We start from the raw sequence: 16,745 nt of genomic DNA, 5'->3' as shown, positions 1-16,745 counted from the left end.
ATGACGCAAGGTTTTTTTCATTTTGTGACTGTTTTTTAGGGGGCAAAGGCGTTTCACTCAGCAAAGGCTTGATGGAAAGATACCTTGAAGATTGAAGTGTGCTTAAGATTGTATTAGCAGTGTGAAATTTTATCGGAGATAAAATCTTTGCGCCTTATATCATGAATCAGGTAAAAAAATAGCTTCCTTAGCGTTAAATCCAACAAAAATCTGCTCAATCTGCCAGATCAGCGGGAGAATAAAAAAAAATCTTTAGGTTGGAAAAACGTAATGGTGCAAGGTTTTTTCTCGAAACATAAAGTTGCTTTTTAAGACTCAAAGGCAGGCAACCCTGTCGCCAATGAAGCTGCATAATTATCCATACGCTTCAACGAATCAACGGAGTTGATTCCCGTCTTTGCCCCCTAAAATCAGCAGTATTTTATGTAAATCTTTGCGTTTAATTTTTTTTACATCACGAATAAACGAATGATTCTTATGATGAACAGTTATCCTTCAATTCAGAAAAAGAGAATAAAGAGTTTGCGGCGGCGAAGCCGCCGCAAACTCACTCCTATAATTGATTAATAGCTTTCAGAATTTCCTCTTTGTTATTGATCAATCCTTCCAGGTGATCACCTTTTGATTCTATGAAGATCTTATGGTCTCCCGGAACATTCCCGGAAACCAATTTTCCCTGCTCATAAGGAATGGTTTTATCATCTTTAGCATGAATAATCAGCACAGGCAGCTGCCCCAATCCTTTTACATCTTCTTTGGCTGAATAAGGGGAAACCATTGAATTCAGGATAAAATCTCTATACTGAGGTGTGAAATGGGCAGCAATATCGGTAAAGGAAGACATAGGGCAGTCCAGGATAAGTCCCGAGATTCTGGAAACATTATCTTTGGCAAGATGGGCGGCAATCTGTGTTCCCAGGGAGGCTCCGTAGATAAAGACTTTTGTGTTTTTTATGCCGGGCCTTTTCATGAGTGCATCAAAAAATTTCTGTCCGTCTTCTGCCACGTTCTTATGGGATGGTTTTCCGGTAGATAATCCATATCCTCTGAAATCGATCATTACAAGCTGATATCCTGCGTCTATTAAAGGTTTGGTCATGAACTGGTATGTTGTTACATTTCCTGCAGCGCCGTGAAAATAGAATATGGTCTTTTTGACTGTTTTTGTCTTTGGCCTGGCAATGAAAGCTGTGATTGTATCGTTGTCTACCGGGAAATTTACCTGTTCAGGGTTACCAAATTCAAAAGGCTTCATGGTTTTGTGTGGCTGATAAAAGTTATCATCAGACTGGGCTTTTGCGAAAACAGTTAAAAAGACGAATAATAATGAGAGAGCTACAATTGGTTTCATAATAGTTTTTGTTTTATTAATGAACCAAAGGTATCCCGATTACCGGCTGTAAGAAAAAATAGATAACTGAACAGTAAATAATCCTGCCTGAATTGTATTTTTTTGTTTCTAAATAATAGTGAAGATGAAGCCGCGGGTAGGAGACTATAAAAAATTAAACGTTTCTTCCTTCAAATCCTATGTTCTGTCTTTAGCCGGAATTATTTTAAGCCATCGAAATAAATAGGATTTTTTAGAATATTAAGATGGATTTTGCTTTAAAACGCTCTGATTTTTCCTGAATTAAAATTAATGCTTCATGTAAAATACTGACTTAAAGTTCTTCCATCGGATTCCAGAAGAGTTTCTTAAAGTTTTTTATCCTGAAATTGTCTACGGTAATGCCTTCAGCTTCCAGTTTTGGCTGAAACTCAGGAACAGATAATATGCCTGAACTTGAAATAACGCGGTGGGCCGGTACATCTTCCGGGCAGCCTCCCATTGCTTTTCCCACATGGCGCGAATGATTGGGATAGCCTACGGCTTTTGCGATGGCTCCGTAGCTCGTTACTCTCCCTTTGGGAACTAATCGGGTGATTTCCCAAACCTGGTTTTTGAAAATTTCATCCATATTTATGAACTGATAAGAATCAAATGTAAGAAATATGTTGGGTTTTATGACTAAAAACTTCACATGATTGTCATATTAAAATAAAGTTATCTGCAGAAATGCAGGCAATTTTATTTTAACCTGAAATTACGGTTGCATAATTTTTGAATACAATATCTCAACCCCTAAAATCGGATATGATGAAAAAGGTATTTTTTAGATTGATAAACAGGATTAATAAAGCGGTTCTGCCCAAATTGAGTGATAAAGATCCTGACAGGTTAACGAAAATTCAGAAGGGAATTCTGGCGTACCGGTATTTTGTGCTGGTTAATTCGCTGGAATAAAATTTTTATCTGATCCTGGCAATTAAATTTCTGCAGCCATTATAAAGCGGTTTTTCAATCAGCAAATAGATGATGATTGAACATATCCATAACAGTACAAAATTTCGGTCGGGAAGGTAAACGTAGGATCTTAATTTCATGTTGAAATAACTTAAATGTACCAGATAAAAAACAAATGAAGCATTTCCCAGGAGAATAAAGAACTTCGTTGAAAGTATTCCGGAAAGCCATGTTTTTTCCGTCATCAGTCCCCACAGAAATACTGCAATGGCAACAGGTAAAAAAAACTCGTGAATCAGTCTTCCCTCCCAACGCTCTACACCGTGCACAAAATTATTTCTTGCAAAAAAAGCAATTGCTATTGTTAAAATTACCATTGAAATTCCTCCGGAAAATGTTGGCTTTTTCAGCTTTTTTAAGAATGAAATCCCTTTTTCCGTTTTCATTAAATAAGCCAGCAACATCCCGAAAAAGAATTCAAGACTCCTTCCGAAAAAAGTGCTGCCTATAAGAAATTTAAACGGATACAAAAAGCCTTCAGGATTACCGTTATACCAATGCAGAGCATAACCTGTTCCCCAGCCTGACAGCAAAAAGCCCAGTAAAAATAAAATACAGTACTTCCAGTTTTTCTTTAACGAAAAAAATAAAAACGGAGCCAGAATGTAAAAGAAAAATTCAACGGTGAGCGACCAGGCCTGTACAATCCCGGAAACCGAATATTTTTCAAATAAAGAATAAAAAAGAGAGTATTGCAGAAAATAAGTATCTACATTTTTAGAATAGGGGGTATCCAGAAAATAAGCGGTCAGCAAAATCCAGTACAGCGGAAAAATCCTTGCTATACGGAGCAGAATGTATTTTAAATAAGATTTTTTTGATGTTAAAGGAGAATCTTCATACCGGTAAGCCAATAGAAAACCACTCAATACAAAAAAAACGGTAACCCCGGTATGCCATTCACTGATGAAACGCATGAACTCAAAAGATAAATCATTGCGCCAGTATTTACGGTTATGATACACAAAAACCATAATAGCTGCAATGGCACGCATTCCAGTAAGAGCATCGAATTTATTTTTGCTGAGCGTATTATCCAAAATCAAAAAAAATAAAAGGCTCATCATGTAAGCCTTTTATTTGAATTTTATAATATTTCTGTTAAGAATTTTCTAAGATGTAAGAGAACATCAGTGGTGCGCAGATCGTAGCATCACTTTCAACGATGAATTTCGGTGTCGTAATATCCAGTTTTCCCCATGTAATTTTCTCGTTCGGAACTGCTCCGGAATAAGAACCGTAAGACGTTGTAGAATCCGAAATCTGACAGAAATAAGACCAGAAAGGAATGTCATGCATTTCCATATCCTGATACAGCATCGGCACAACACAGATCGGGAAATCTCCCGCAATACCTCCCCCAATCTGGAAGAATCCAACTCCTTTTCCACCTGAGTTCTTAGTGTACCAGTCTGCCAGGTATGTCATATATTCGATCCCCGATTTCATTGTTGTAGCCTTCAGCTCACCTTTGATGCAGTAAGAAGCGAAGATATTACCCATTGTAGAATCTTCCCATCCCGGTACTACGATCGGCAGGTTGGCCTCAGCAGCAGCAATCATCCATGAGTTTTCTCTCGGAATCTCATAATACTGCTCCAATACTCCTGAAAGGATCATTTTATACATGAATTCGTGTGGAAAATATCTTTCTCCTTTAGCTTCAGCATCTTTCCAGATCTCCACGATATGCTTCTGAAGTCTTCTGAAAGCTTCTTCTTCAGGAATACACGTATCGGTAACCCTGTTCAGACCTCTTTCCAGAAGATCCCATTCATCCTGAGCAGTCAGATCTCTGTAATGAGGAACTCTTTCGTAATGGGAATGCGCCACCAGATTCATTAAATCTTCTTCAAGGTTGGCACCTGTACAGGAAATGAAATCTACTTTACCCTGACGGATCATTTCAGCAAGGATCTTTCCCAGTTCGGCAGTAGACATTGCCCCTGCCAGAGTGATCATCATTTTTCCGCCATCTTTAAGATGGGCAACATATCCTTTAGAAGCATCCACCAATGCAGCTGCGTTGAAGTGCAGGTAATACTTTTCTATGAATTCAGTTATCGGTTTGCTCATTTTTTTAAATTTTTGCAAAGATAAAATTTAAAAATGGAATGAAGGCCAGGCGCTTTAAGAAAGTCTGACTGAACAGTCTTTTTTTATCATTTGTTAAAAAAAACAGCTTTTTATCATTGCAGTTCATCCACAGATAAAAAACGCTCATAAATTAAAAAGAAATCAGATGAAGAAAAATATCTGTGCCATCTGGATAATCCGTGGGAAACCATGAAATCAAGCTTTATCGGGTTAAAACCAATGTATTCATATAACACAAGGCCTGCTTCATATGAAAGGAAAAACTAAATCTTTTCTTCCCCGGGAATCAGCATCTTTCCCCAGTCATTCAGCTGCCACAGGATTTCAACGAGCTTTTCACCCAGCTCTGTAAGCGTGTATTCCACTCTGGGAGGAAGTTCATTAAAGGATTCTTTCATCAAGACTCCATCAGCAACCATTTCACTAAGCTGTTGGTTCAGTACCCTCCGGTCCACTTTGGCAATACCACGCAGAAACTCACTCGGGCGTCTCTTTCCTTCATTAATCTGCCAGACGATCGGAATCTTCCATTTTCCACTGATCGTATTGACTGCCACCTCTAGCGGACAGATTTTATTTTCCTCCACTTTCTCCTTTGTTTTCATAATATTGACTTTTTTATCCCTATGGGCGGAAAATATGCGGTATTGCCGGTATCATTCTGCTTTTGGACTTTTGTAAAAATAATAAATTTAAAAAGATGGACAGCCTTGCAGAACAGATTGAAAAATTAAACCATACCTTATCCTCTCAGCTTCCTGATGAAGTATTTGAAGCATTTGGAAAATCCATTGAAGAATTAAAAACAAAAAAGATAGAAGAAGGCAGCCTTAAAACAGGACAGAAAATGCCGGAATTTATGCTTCCCAATGTTCACGGGAAGTGGGTGTCTTCCAGAGAACTTCTTCCAAAAGGAAAAATGATACTGGCATTTTACAGAGGAAGCTGGTGCCCTTACTGTAATCTGGAGCTGAAGTTTCTGCAGGATCATCTTTCCGAGATAAAAAATAAAAATGCATTTCTGGTAGCCATATCTCCGCAAAGCCCTGATCATTCCCTGACTATGATTGAAAAAAATAATCTGGAATTTGAAGTTCTTACCGATACCGATAATAGATTGGCCGAAAAACTGGGAATAGCTTTTCAACTGCAGGATTTTGTACTGCCGTATTATAAAGCTCTGGGGATTAACCTGGAAGATTATAATAAAAATAAGAGGAACACATTGCCGGTTCCTGCTGTTTTTGTTATTGATGAGAACGGATATATTATTTTCCGGTTTTTAGATGTAAATTACATGAACAGAATTAATATTGAAGAACTCATCAACGTATTATGACCGAAAAACGAAAAGGAGCCCGCTCCATAAAAGATATTCCGCCTGCCATTCTGGAACAGTTGAACCGGGGAGAAACCGAAACCGTAAATCTTACGGAATGGCTGGCCGTAGATCAGAAGAAATTACTGGAAAATCTGCTGATACAGAATAAACGTTCTGATTACCTGGATCCGGTTCTGAAACAGATTGATGAACTGAAAAAACAGACCGTCAATACCATAAATGAAGCAATAGGAACAGGGATTCTTAATGAAACGTTGAAAAATAATGATAAAGAATTCGTGACTGTTATTTCCGGTCATACTTCTGATCTGGTAAGATGCTGGGCCGCTTATATGACAGGAAGAAATGATGCTCTGAGTCTGAAAGAAAAACTGAACAGAATACAGGATTTTGCGGCAGACAGACATTTTGGAGTCCGGGAGATCTGCTGGATGGCTGTAAGACCTTCTATTACCGCAGAGCTTGAAGAAAGTTTATCTGTTCTTGCGGGCTGGACTGCTCATAAAGATCCCAATATCAGGCGTTTTGCCAGTGAGTCCACCAGGCCCCGCGGTGTGTGGTGTACCCATATTGAAGCATTGAAGCAGAGCCCTACGCCGGGACTTCAGATTTTAGAACCGCTGAGGTCGGATCCTTCCCGCTATGTACAGGACAGTGTAGGAAACTGGCTGAACGATGCAGGTAAATCCCAGCCGGAATTTGTGGTGGAAGTCTGTGATGAATGGCTGCGGGAAAGCCCGACGAAAGAAACCGCATATATTGTGAAAAAGGCAATGAGAACAATAGAGAAAAAGAAAATGTAAAATCCGGCGGATGAGTCTCAAAAATTATATGCTTAGTTTAAAAAGATTCTTTTTTCCCTTAAAGCCTGAAGAAATCTGCTCTATCTGCAGCAGCTGCGAGAGATTTAATAAAAAATTCGTGGATTCGTGGATTCGTGGCAATAAAATATTTTCAACCATAAAAAATCGTAACAATTTTCAAATCTTCAGATTATCTCTTCTCCGTCAGATATTTCCAATACCTTTTCGGGACATGCTGGATATGAAGCTTTAAATTTTTCCTTTCCACAATATTGGTTTTGGTAAAATACCGCTGCCACAGCACCTGGTAATTTTTCTCATCATCATGGAAGTTCTGCTGATACTGATTTAAATGTAACTGTTCCTCAGGGTAAAAGAACTCTGACGTTTCAAGGTCATAAAGAAGACCATAGTTTCTCCGCAGATCGAAGATCATCCACTTCTGATCCTGATAACGGTCTGTGAAATGTTTTCTGATTAATGGCAGTACATTAAAATCAGGATCTGTTTTGGCAAAGAACACTCCGTCCTGCATTTTTTCAAACCGGACAAAGGCAGTCATCCTGTGACTTTCCCGGCCTACGGATTTACTGATCTTTGAGATTTTCAGCATATCCGGATCTCCATAATTCTGAAGAATATTTTCTCCGGGATGCTGCACCGATTGCTTAACGGCAGACAGGATCAGGTTTTCCAGTTCAGGATCTTCGGACAGATAGACTTTTAACAGCTCGTGAATCCCCTGTCTTCCGGTTTGTTTTTCCAGTCTGTTCAGTACCCGTTCTGCTTTTTCCCGCTGAGTGATCACTTCATGGATTTCCGCAAACATATTTTCCTGCCGGAAATTTTCCCGGCTGATGATTTCCACATCCTGGTATCGGTATTCAAAAACTTCAAATACAGCAGTGAAAAGTCCGTCGAAACTTCCGTCGTAGAGTAGGGTTGTCATTTATTTAGTAAATGTTGATGATGAAAAATAATAGGGTTTAAACTAAAACAAACTCAGCTGCTGTGAAAACTGGTTGTGAAATTTGGAAGCACTTCCTCCAATAAGAAGTTTCCTGAAATTTTTATCTGTTAAATATTTTAAATAGGTATTCCCTGCATTAAAGTCAATAAAATATCTGGCCCGGTTGACCGCTGCTCCCAGTTTTTTCAGATGCTCCATCGTTAAAATCTGGAAACGTCTTGCACTAACGATTTTCTGCGCGGTTTTTACTCCAATTCCCGGGATCCTTAAAATCATCTGGTAATCGGCAGTCTGGAGATTGACGGGAAACTGATCCAGATGCCGGAGAGCCCAGCTCAATTTAGGGTCTATTTCCAGATCAAGGAAAGGAACACCCGGATCTAAAATTTCTTCAGCTTTGAAACCGTAGAATCTCATCAGCCAGTCTGACTGGTACAGCCTGTTTTCACGAAGCATAGGGACTTCTGTTGTTAAAGATGGAAGCCTCTTATCTTCCAGAACAGGAACATAACCGGAATAATAAACCCTTTTCAGGTTGAAATTTCTGTAAAAATGATCTGCTACTTTTATAATCTGCAGGTCGTTTTCATTCGTCGCTCCTACAATCATCTGGGTAGACTGTCCGGCCGGAGCGAACTTCGGAACCTTTCTGAAAATCTTCTTTTCATCCTTGTACTGGTCAATACCTTTCTGAATATAGCGCATCGGGCTGATCATATCCTGCCGGTTCTTTTCAGGCGCCAGTAATTTTAATCCGCTTTCTGTGGGAATTTCAAGATTTACCGAAAGGCGGTCTGCATACAGGGCGGCTTCCTGCATCAGTTCGTCACTCGCTCCCGGAATAGATTTCAAATGAATATATCCGTTGAAGTTTTCTTCCAGACGCAGTTTTTTGGCTACCCTTACCAGGCGTTCCATAGTGGTGTCTGCATTTTTGAAAATTCCGGAACTCAGAAATAGTCCTTCAATATAATTTCTGCGGTAAAAGTTGATCGTAAGGTCAACGACTTCTTCCACGGTGAAGGCCGCTCTTTTGATATCATTGGAACTTCGGGATACACAGTAGGCACAATCGTAGATACAGTGATTCGTAAGAAGAATTTTAAGCAGCGAAACACATCGTCCGTCTTCAGTATAGGTATGACAGATCCCGCTTACGGAACTGTCGCCTAAAGCACCTTTTTTGTTTTTTCTCGTTCCTCCGCTGGATGAGCAGGAAACGTCGTATTTCGCGGCATCGGCAAGGATTTCAAGCTTTTCTTTAAGGCGTTCAAAATTCATATTGCTGAAGATGTGTTATAATTTGTATCTGAATTGTGTTCAAAATTAGTTCCAAAATTGATAAATATCAATCTTTTTTCATAGAAGTTATCCACAGAACACTGTCTCAAAATCACTATATTTACGCTTCATTAAAATTAGATTATGAATCATCAACCAATTGAAGGTTTTTCCAAGCTGACCAAGCAGGGGAAGATCGACTGGCTCGTTAATGAATATCTTGAAGGAAACGAGGAATATCAAAATATACTGAAACAATACTGGAACGATAATGCAGAGCTTCAGAAACTTCACGAGGAGTTTTCTGAAAATACGATTTCCAATTTTTATATGCCTTACGGAATTGCTCCGAACTTTCTCATCGATGGCAAGCTGCTGGCTCTGCCAATGGCGGTGGAAGAAAGTTCAGTAGTGGCAGCCGCTTCCAAAGCTGCAAAATTCTGGATCGACAAAGGCGGTTTTAAAACAACCATCATCAACAACGAAAAATTAGGGCATACTCATTTCGTATTCAATGTAGAACCTCATAAGCTGCTTCATTTTTTTAATTTCAGCTTAAAGAAAAAATTATTTGAAACCACAGAAGATATTACCGCAAATATGAGAAAACGCGGCGGTGGTATTTTAGATATTAAACTGGTAGATAAAACCGCAGAAATGCCGAATTATTATCAGCTTAAAGCCAGCTTTGATACAGTTGATTCTATGGGAGCCAACTTTATCAATTCTTGTCTGGAGCAGTTTGGAAAAACCCTGAGACAGGAAGTGGCGGTAAGCGAAGACTTCACCAAAGAAGAAAAAGATTCTCTTCAGATCGTGATGAATATTCTTTCCAATTTCACACCCGACTGCCTGGTAAGAGCTGAGGTTTCATGTAAAATAGAAGATTTAAAAGATGACAGCGGAATTTCTCCGGAAGAATTTGCTTCAAAATTTAAGCAGGCTGTTACCATTGCCGAAATAGAACCTTTCCGTGCAACCACCCATAATAAAGGAGTAATGAATGGGGTAGATGCGGTAGTGATTGCCACAGGAAACGACTTCAGAGCCACAGAAGCCTGCGCTCATGCCTACGCCGCAAGAGACGGACAGTACAGGTCATTGACCCATTGTACAACAGATAACGGGATTTTCAGATTCTGGATTGATCTTCCGATTTCTGTAGGAGTGGTAGGCGGACTGACGAATCTCCACCCATTGGTAAAATTCTCTTTGGCACTTCTGGGAAAACCCTCCGCACAGGAGCTGATGAGTATTCTGGCAGTTTCAGGGCTGGCACAGAACTTCGGAGCGCTCCGCTCTTTAGTAACCACCGGAATTCAGAAAGGACATATGAAAATGCATCTGCTGAATATATTGAACCAACTGGGGGCTACGGAAGAAGAAAAACAGCATTTTGTAACTTATTTTAAAGATAAAACGGTAAGCCACCACGAAGTGATCAATGAGTTTAACCGAATGAGGGCACAATAATGGGGCAGCTCATTATACCCATACTATTAATTATACTCGGAACTGTTCTGAGAAAAATGTCGTGGGAAAGCCTCATCGATCCTAAAAAGGTTTCCAATGTACTGATTATATTGGGAATTTCCAGTCTGGTAAAAGGAATTTTTTTATACTATGTAAAAGCAGAATAATGAAAGGTAAAATATTGTTATTGATGCTGACCTCTGTTTTAAGTTTTTCACAGCAGAAGAATGTAAAAATATCCAATCTTCAGCCCGCCTCGGAAAACCGCTATTTTCCTGTTGTTGCCTATGCTGAAAAGCCTGTTGTAGCCAATAAAATTAATACACTTTTGCAGGTGGATCAGCTGGAATATGTTCCCGGAGCAGGAGGGAATCCTTTTAATATGGTTTCTGGAGGGGAAAATGCCAGCTATATTCATTTTTACAGCTGGGAAAAAATGGATAGCCCGAAAAATATCCTGAGCATCGCCATGGATGGTGAAAGTTCAGGGGCTTACCCGGAAAGTTTTTTTCTCTGGAAAAATTTTGATCTGCGGACAGGGAATCTTATCAATGCCAGGGATCTATTTAAGCCGGAGGCTGTAAAAACAATAGAAAACCTGATTCAGAAAAGAGTAAAAAAGGAAATTAACGACTTTGTTACTCAGTTAAAAGCCGAGCCTAAACAGACTGATGAAATTCTGAGCCAGATTGGCCTGTATGAAGAATGTTATACAGACTATACATTGGCAGGTATCGGATATTATTTTAAAACAGATAAGATCAAATTTATTACAGAAAGGTGCTCCAATCATGCCATGAGAGCATTGGATGAACTGGCGGAGCACGTGGTGGAGTTTTCTTACAAAGAACTGGATAAATACCTGAGCCCTTATGCCAAAAACTTACTGAACGGGTCTGACCTGGTGGAAAAAACAGGTCTGCAGAACAAACTGTATAAAGGAAAAATTGACGGCAAATACCCGATAACCGTTTTGATTAAAGAAGTTTATGGTGATAAGGAAGACAGTTCCGTTGCAGCAGTGTACTGGTATGATAAAAATAAAAAACTGATCGAATGGAACGGGAAGCTGAAAGGTAGCCACCTCTCCCTCACAGAAAGCGATTATTACAGTGAAGAAGCAAGACAGTGGATGCTGAAGGGCTTTGTAGAGGCAGACATAATAGGGAATAAAATCTCCGGAACCTGGCAGGATTATAAAACGAAAAAATATTTAACCCTCGAATTAGAAGAATTATAAAATGAAAACAGTTACTTTAGTTTTTGGAGCAGTCTATGGAATGCTTTCTGTGATACTTGGAGCATTCGGAGCTCATGCCTTAAAGAAAATATTATCCGTGGAAAGGCTGGAAAGTTTTGAAACCGGAGTGAGATACCAGATGTATGCGGCGTTCTTTTTGCTGATCATCGGATACATCCTGAAATTTGAAACCTCTTCCGAAAAATGGACTTCCATTCTGATGATTGCAGGCACTTTCCTGTTTTCAGTAAGTATCTATTTCCTGAGTTTACAGGATTATTTGGGAGCAAACCTGAAATTTTTGGGACCTGTAACTCCGCTTGGCGGGCTCCTTATGATCTTAAGCTGGGGAATGCTTATTCTTTATTTTGCCAAAAATAAAATCTAAAAATGAAAATCAATAGAAGAAGGCGGCTACTACGTACATTCAATCTTCTGGATCAGCCTATAAGATTCAATCCTTTTGTATTCAGCCGTACTTTTTTTATGTGGGCTTTTACCGGTTTGATAGGCGGTATTATTGCCGGAGGTTACTGGATCATTCTGGAACATTTTACCGGATTTTTAGCTGAATTCCAGGGATGGATGGTCATTCCTGTCATGGCAGTCTGCGGACTTCTTGCCGGGCTGGTCATTCATTTTATCGGAGATCCGGGAGAAATCCATCTGATCGTTAATAACATCAGATTCAACAAAGGAAAGCTGGATCCGAAGAATAACCCTTCTATGATTCTTTCTTCTCTTTTTTGCGTAGCATCAGGAGGAAGTCTCGGACCGGAAGCCCCTCTGGTACAGGTTACCGGCTCTACCGGAACATGGTTGGGGAAAATTTTCAGATTAAAAGGGGAAGAGCTGCGCTCATTGAGTATCGCCGGAATGGCTTCAGGATTTACGGCCCTGTTCGGAGCTCCGCTTGGAGGAAGCCTTTTCTCTCTTGAAATCCTGCACCATAAGCATGCGGTGGAATATTACAAAGCCATTATTCCTGCTCTGGTAGCCAGCTGCTTCAGCTATCTGATGTTTGCCCTGATCATTCATCTGGGAATCGGGGCAACCTGGGATCTGAAGGCTTATCACTATACCGGAGTATATGATTTTTTGTATGCTTCTTTATTTGGAATGGTAGCCACAGCCTTTGGATGGATCTTTATTTTTGTAGTAAAGTTTTTCAAAAAAGTTTTTGGGTACAGAAAATTTCCGATTTATATCAAAACACTGACAGGAGGAATTATTTTAGGAATTATTGCCTATTATTTTCCGCTTACAAGATATTTCGGGCATAACGAGATCAATCAGCTGATCAACGGAAATTTTGCCCTGAATTTTCTGATCGTTATTCTGGTTTTTAAAATATTGGCAATTGCTATAACGGTAACCTCAGGATGGAGAGGTGGTTTTATTATTCCGCTGTTCTTTGTAGGAACAACATTAGGATTAATTATTCATAACCTGTTTCCGAATGTAAATACCACTCTGGCAATTGTGAGCTGTATGGCTGCCATCAATGCATGTGTGACCAGAACACCGATGAGCACCACCATTATTCTGGGAACCCTTACCGGATTTACCTATTTTGTACCCATCCTGTTTGCAAGTCTTACCGGATATTTCCTGGCTCCGAAAATTCCTTTTATCGGCTCCCAGTCAGAAAAACTGTCGGAAGAATAATAGTTTTCAGCCGATATGTTAAAAATCAAGTCCGATGTACTTTAATTTTTGAATGAAGAATCTTGAACTTCCGTCTCTTTTTAGTAAATTTGTCAACCTTTAAATTTTAAAATAAAATAATAAAAATAATATGAATCTTCACGAGTATCAATCAAAAGAGATTTTATCAAAGTACGGAGTAGCTATCCAACGTGGTTTCGTTGCAAACAACGTAGAAGAAGCCGTAGCTGCTGCTGAAAAACTAACTGCTGAAACAGGCGCTCAGGGATGGGTAGTAAAAGCACAGATCCACGCAGGGGGTCGTGGTAAAGGTGGTGGTGTAAAGTTCTCTCCTAACATGGATAAACTTAAGGAAAACGCTCAGAACATCATCGGAATGCAGCTGGTAACTCCACAAACTTCTGCTGAGGGTAAAAAAGTAAATTCTGTTTTGGTTGCAGAGGATGTATATTATCCAGGTGAAACGGAAACTAAAGAATTTTACGTTTCTATTCTTTTAGACAGAGCTGAAGGTAAAAATACAGTAGTATATTCTACGGAAGGAGGTATGGATATTGAGCATGTTGCTGAAGTAACTCCTCACCTGATCCACAAAGAAATCATTGATCCTGCTTTAGGGCTTCAGGGATTCCAGGCCAGAAAAATTGCTTTCAACCTTGGCCTTGAAGGAAATGCTTTCAAAGAATTTACTAAATTCATTACTTCTCTATACAATGCTTATACAGGTATCGATGCTTCTCTTTTCGAGATCAACCCTGTATTGAAAACTTCCGATAACAAAATTATCGCGGTTGATGCTAAAGTAACTCTTGACGACAACTCATTGTTCCGTCACAAAGATTTAGCTGAACTTAGAGATACAAGAGAAGAAGATCCAATGGATGTAGAAGCTGGTGAAGCCGGTCTTAACTTCGTAAAACTTGATGGTAACGTTGCCTGTATGGTAAACGGTGCCGGTCTTGCAATGGCTACAATGGATATCATCAAATTATCAGGTGGTAACCCGGCTAACTTCCTTGACGTAGGGGGTACTGCTGATGCTCAGAGAGTACAGACTGCTTTCGGAATCATCCTTAGAGATCCAAACGTAAAAGCAATCCTTATCAACATCTTCGGAGGTATCGTAAGATGCGACAGAGTTGCTCAGGGAGTTGTAGATGCTTACAGAGCAATGGGTAGCCTTCCGGTTCCGTTGATCGTAAGATTACAGGGAACTAATGCAGTAGAAGCTAAGCAGCTGATCGACGAGTCAGGACTTCCTGTACATTCTGCGATTACGTTAGAAGAAGCAGCCAACAAAGTAAAAGAAGTTTTAGCATAATCTAAAATTTTCAGATAAATAAAACCGTTTCACTTGTGGAACGGTTTTTTTGTTGGATAATGAAATACAGAAAATGAAGGGTAATAAAAATCAGAACTGATGACTTTGGCTGATTTTCCAAAAAAACTTTTAGTGTGGCCACAGAATTTATTCAACAGAGGTGGACTTTAATCTCCTGAATAATAAATAATAATCCATCGGCTTTAGCCAAAACCCATACAGTAAATTTTCAAAATCTGCATAATCTGACTAATCAGCGGGATAAAAATATCCATAAAGATCTTTGAAATCAATGAAATCTGTGGGAAATTATTTTTACCACAAAAGGTACAACAGGTTTTGACACTTTAGAAATTTTTAAGTATAAATACGAAGTTCACATAAGATAAAATAGTAGATTTTTATGTATTTCAACGATGCGAAATTTTATCGGAGATAAAATCACCGCGCCTTTTTTATGGAATTGATCAAATTATTTTTGCGACCCTGCATATTCCAGCAAAAATCTGCATGATCTGCAAGAGATTTTAAAAATAAAAAATTATTTATCGTGGCTTTCCTGCTGATTATTTTCTCCGGTAGTAATACTGATGCTTGTAGGGGTTACCAGCTGGATTTTATCCACATCAAATCGTTCTTTAATATTAAGATAGGCTTTACTTCTTACCTGGGCCAGGTTGGCACCTACCTTTATCCAGAATTTTACCTGAAGATTGAATGAACCCTGCTTCAGATCGGTGAAAATAACTTCTGCCGTATCGAGTTTATCTACATCATCAAGATTTTTTACCACATCCAGAATACCTTTCTGGGCTTTGCTGATATCTTCATCGGCAGGAATTTCAAAATTTAAAATAATTCTCCGTTGTGGGGAAGCCGTAATATTGTAGAAAGGAGCATTGAAGACCACCTGATTGGGAATATAAGCCTTCTTCCCGTCATCCGTAAGAATTTTTGTCGTTAAAAAACCAATTTCCTGAACCGTTCCGGAATGAGCCCCGATGGTAATATAATCCCCGACTTTGAAAGCTTTGTCTATGCCGATAAGGGCTCCTGAAAAAATGCTGGAAACAAGATCCTTCAGTGCTACCCCGGCAATTACCCCGGCTACCCCTAAACTTCCGATAAATTTCCACAGAAATCCGCTGAAACCCATAATTTCCAGAGAGATAAAGGTTCCCATCAGCATGATCAGAAACCGGAATACGCTGATAAGTGTGACCAGAGAACTTTCTTTCTGGCTTTTAGGGAAAAATTTATGGAATAACTTTACTGCAATCTGGCTTAAATATTTACTGGTAATAAGAAAGAAGGTAAATACCAGAATTCCGACAATCAGTTTCGGGGTAAGTTCGGCAAATGTTATATACCAGTTTTCCAGTACTTTGTAAACCATTTCTATATAACTGAGCCCTGTTTTCTCCATAAATGAATTATTTTTAATTAAATATATAAATTTTCAGCAAAAGTTTTGCCAGTTTCAAAAAGTCTACTAAATTTGTAGACTAATAAAGCGTAATAATATGTCAATTAAACTAGGAGATACAGCCCCGGACTTTCAGGCAGAGACCTCATCAGGTGATATTAATTTTTATGAATTCTTAGGAAACTCATGGGGAATTCTTTTTTCTCATCCTGCCGATTATACACCCGTTTGCACTACGGAATTAGGATATACATCGAAACTGAAATCCGAATTTGAGAAGCGGGATACAAAAGTAATTGCTTTAAGTGTAGACGGAGTAGAGGACCATCAGAACTGGATCAGAGATATTAATGAAACCCAGAACACCGAAGTGCAGTTCCCCATTATTGCAGATAAAGACAGAAAGATTTCAGAACTTTATGATTTTATTCATCCTAATGCTTCCGCAACAGCTACGGTACGCTCCCTGCTGATTATTGATCCGGAAAAAAAGGTAAGGCTGATTATTACCTATCCCGCTTCCACAGGAAGAAACTTTAATGAAATTATCAGAGTGCTGGATTCTCTTCAGTTGGTTGATTCCCATAAAATAGCAACTCCCGTGAACTGGGAAAATGGCGATGATGTTATTATTCCTCCGGCAATTTCCACAGAAGATGCCCGGAAACTGTTCCCGAAAGGAGTCACTGAAATAAAACCGTATCTGAGATATACGCCCCAACCGAATACATGATTTATTTGATTTTTTATAGTTTAGTTTTAATTTGCACGAAAAGC

General features: G+C 39.2%; 16 protein-coding genes. 8 read left to right on the top strand and 8 right to left on the bottom strand.

Annotation, left to right across the window (positions count from 1 at the left end):
- Nucleotides 1–553: 553 nt before the first annotated feature.
- The 5 genes from AC106S_RS16940 to AC106S_RS16920 all read right to left on the bottom strand — a co-directional run bounded on the left by AC106S_RS16940 (nucleotide 554) and on the right by AC106S_RS16920 (nucleotide 5,049).
- Nucleotides 554–1,351 carry an alpha/beta hydrolase gene (locus AC106S_RS16940; protein WP_482440856.1) on the bottom strand — a complete coding sequence of 266 codons (798 nt, stop codon included), beginning with the start codon at nucleotides 1,349–1,351 and terminating at the stop codon, nucleotides 554–556.
- Nucleotides 1,352–1,664: 313 nt separating this feature from the next.
- Nucleotides 1,665–1,961: an MGMT family protein gene (locus tag AC106S_RS16935; RefSeq protein ID WP_482440855.1), complete on the bottom strand. Its 297-nt coding sequence runs from the start codon at nucleotides 1,959–1,961 to the stop codon at nucleotides 1,665–1,667.
- A gap of 331 nt (nucleotides 1,962–2,292) precedes the next feature.
- A complete protein-coding gene (locus AC106S_RS16930) occupies nucleotides 2,293–3,414 on the bottom strand; it encodes an acyltransferase family protein (RefSeq protein ID WP_482440853.1) in 1,122 nt (373 codons plus the stop codon).
- A gap of 34 nt (nucleotides 3,415–3,448) precedes the next feature.
- The gene (locus AC106S_RS16925) at nucleotides 3,449–4,423 is read right to left on the bottom strand and encodes a deoxyhypusine synthase family protein (RefSeq protein ID WP_040997240.1); all 975 of its coding nucleotides are present in this window, start codon (nucleotides 4,421–4,423) and stop codon (nucleotides 3,449–3,451) included.
- A gap of 284 nt (nucleotides 4,424–4,707) precedes the next feature.
- Nucleotides 4,708–5,049 (bottom strand): winged helix-turn-helix transcriptional regulator, encoded by a 342-nt coding sequence (locus tag AC106S_RS16920; RefSeq protein ID WP_482440851.1) that lies wholly within the window; start codon nucleotides 5,047–5,049, stop codon nucleotides 4,708–4,710.
- A 95-nt stretch (nucleotides 5,050–5,144) separates the two neighbouring features.
- Between AC106S_RS16920 and AC106S_RS16915 the strand changes: the two genes are divergently transcribed.
- Together AC106S_RS16915 and AC106S_RS16910 are read left to right on the top strand one after the other, a co-directional pair.
- A complete protein-coding gene (locus tag AC106S_RS16915) occupies nucleotides 5,145–5,783 on the top strand; it encodes a peroxiredoxin-like family protein (protein ID WP_482440850.1) in 639 nt (212 codons plus the stop codon).
- Nucleotides 5,780–6,589, top strand: coding sequence for a DNA alkylation repair protein (locus AC106S_RS16910; protein ID WP_482440848.1), 810 nt, complete (start codon nucleotides 5,780–5,782; stop codon nucleotides 6,587–6,589). Before AC106S_RS16915 ends, AC106S_RS16910 begins: the two co-directional genes overlap by 4 nt.
- Nucleotides 6,590–6,779: 190 nt before the next feature.
- On the opposite strand, the gene AC106S_RS16905 is transcribed toward AC106S_RS16910, so the two are convergent.
- Together AC106S_RS16905 and AC106S_RS16900 are read right to left on the bottom strand one after the other, a co-directional pair.
- Nucleotides 6,780–7,538, bottom strand: a complete 759-nt coding sequence (locus tag AC106S_RS16905) for a TIGR03915 family putative DNA repair protein (protein ID WP_482440847.1) — start codon at nucleotides 7,536–7,538, stop codon at nucleotides 6,780–6,782.
- 42 nt (nucleotides 7,539–7,580) lie between these two features.
- Complete coding sequence (locus AC106S_RS16900) at nucleotides 7,581–8,840, bottom strand: putative DNA modification/repair radical SAM protein (RefSeq protein ID WP_482440846.1); 1,260 nt, start codon at nucleotides 8,838–8,840, stop codon at nucleotides 7,581–7,583.
- A 144-nt stretch (nucleotides 8,841–8,984) separates the two neighbouring features.
- Between AC106S_RS16900 and AC106S_RS16895 the strand changes: the two genes are divergently transcribed.
- The 5 genes from AC106S_RS16895 (at nucleotide 8,985) to sucC (ending at nucleotide 14,542) form a co-directional block, all read left to right on the top strand.
- Nucleotides 8,985–10,313: a hydroxymethylglutaryl-CoA reductase, degradative gene (locus AC106S_RS16895; RefSeq protein WP_482440843.1), complete on the top strand. Its 1,329-nt coding sequence runs from the start codon at nucleotides 8,985–8,987 to the stop codon at nucleotides 10,311–10,313.
- A gap of 166 nt (nucleotides 10,314–10,479) precedes the next feature.
- Nucleotides 10,480–11,553: a hypothetical protein gene (locus tag AC106S_RS16890; protein WP_482440842.1), complete on the top strand. Its 1,074-nt coding sequence runs from the start codon at nucleotides 10,480–10,482 to the stop codon at nucleotides 11,551–11,553.
- Nucleotide 11,554: 1 nt separating this feature from the next.
- Nucleotides 11,555–11,941 carry a DUF423 domain-containing protein gene (locus AC106S_RS16885; protein WP_482440840.1) on the top strand — a complete coding sequence of 129 codons (387 nt, stop codon included), beginning with the start codon at nucleotides 11,555–11,557 and terminating at the stop codon, nucleotides 11,939–11,941.
- A 2-nt stretch (nucleotides 11,942–11,943) separates the two neighbouring features.
- Nucleotides 11,944–13,221, top strand: a complete 1,278-nt coding sequence (locus AC106S_RS16880) for a chloride channel protein (protein WP_482440838.1) — start codon at nucleotides 11,944–11,946, stop codon at nucleotides 13,219–13,221.
- A gap of 130 nt (nucleotides 13,222–13,351) precedes the next feature.
- Nucleotides 13,352–14,542 carry an ADP-forming succinate--CoA ligase subunit beta gene (sucC, locus tag AC106S_RS16875; RefSeq protein WP_482440836.1) on the top strand — a complete coding sequence of 397 codons (1,191 nt, stop codon included), beginning with the start codon at nucleotides 13,352–13,354 and terminating at the stop codon, nucleotides 14,540–14,542.
- 541 nt (nucleotides 14,543–15,083) lie between these two features.
- On the opposite strand, the gene AC106S_RS16870 is transcribed toward sucC, so the two are convergent.
- Complete coding sequence (locus AC106S_RS16870) at nucleotides 15,084–15,968, bottom strand: mechanosensitive ion channel family protein (protein ID WP_482440835.1); 885 nt, start codon at nucleotides 15,966–15,968, stop codon at nucleotides 15,084–15,086.
- Between the two features lie 97 nt (nucleotides 15,969–16,065).
- On the opposite strand from AC106S_RS16870, the gene AC106S_RS16865 reads away from it, so the two are divergent.
- Nucleotides 16,066–16,701, top strand: a complete 636-nt coding sequence (locus AC106S_RS16865) for a peroxiredoxin (protein WP_482440833.1) — start codon at nucleotides 16,066–16,068, stop codon at nucleotides 16,699–16,701.
- Nucleotides 16,702–16,745 lie beyond the last annotated feature (44 nt).

This window comes from Chryseobacterium sp. FR054 (genome assembly GCF_056844565.1).
This window is presented reverse-complemented; position numbering and strand designations above follow the sequence as displayed.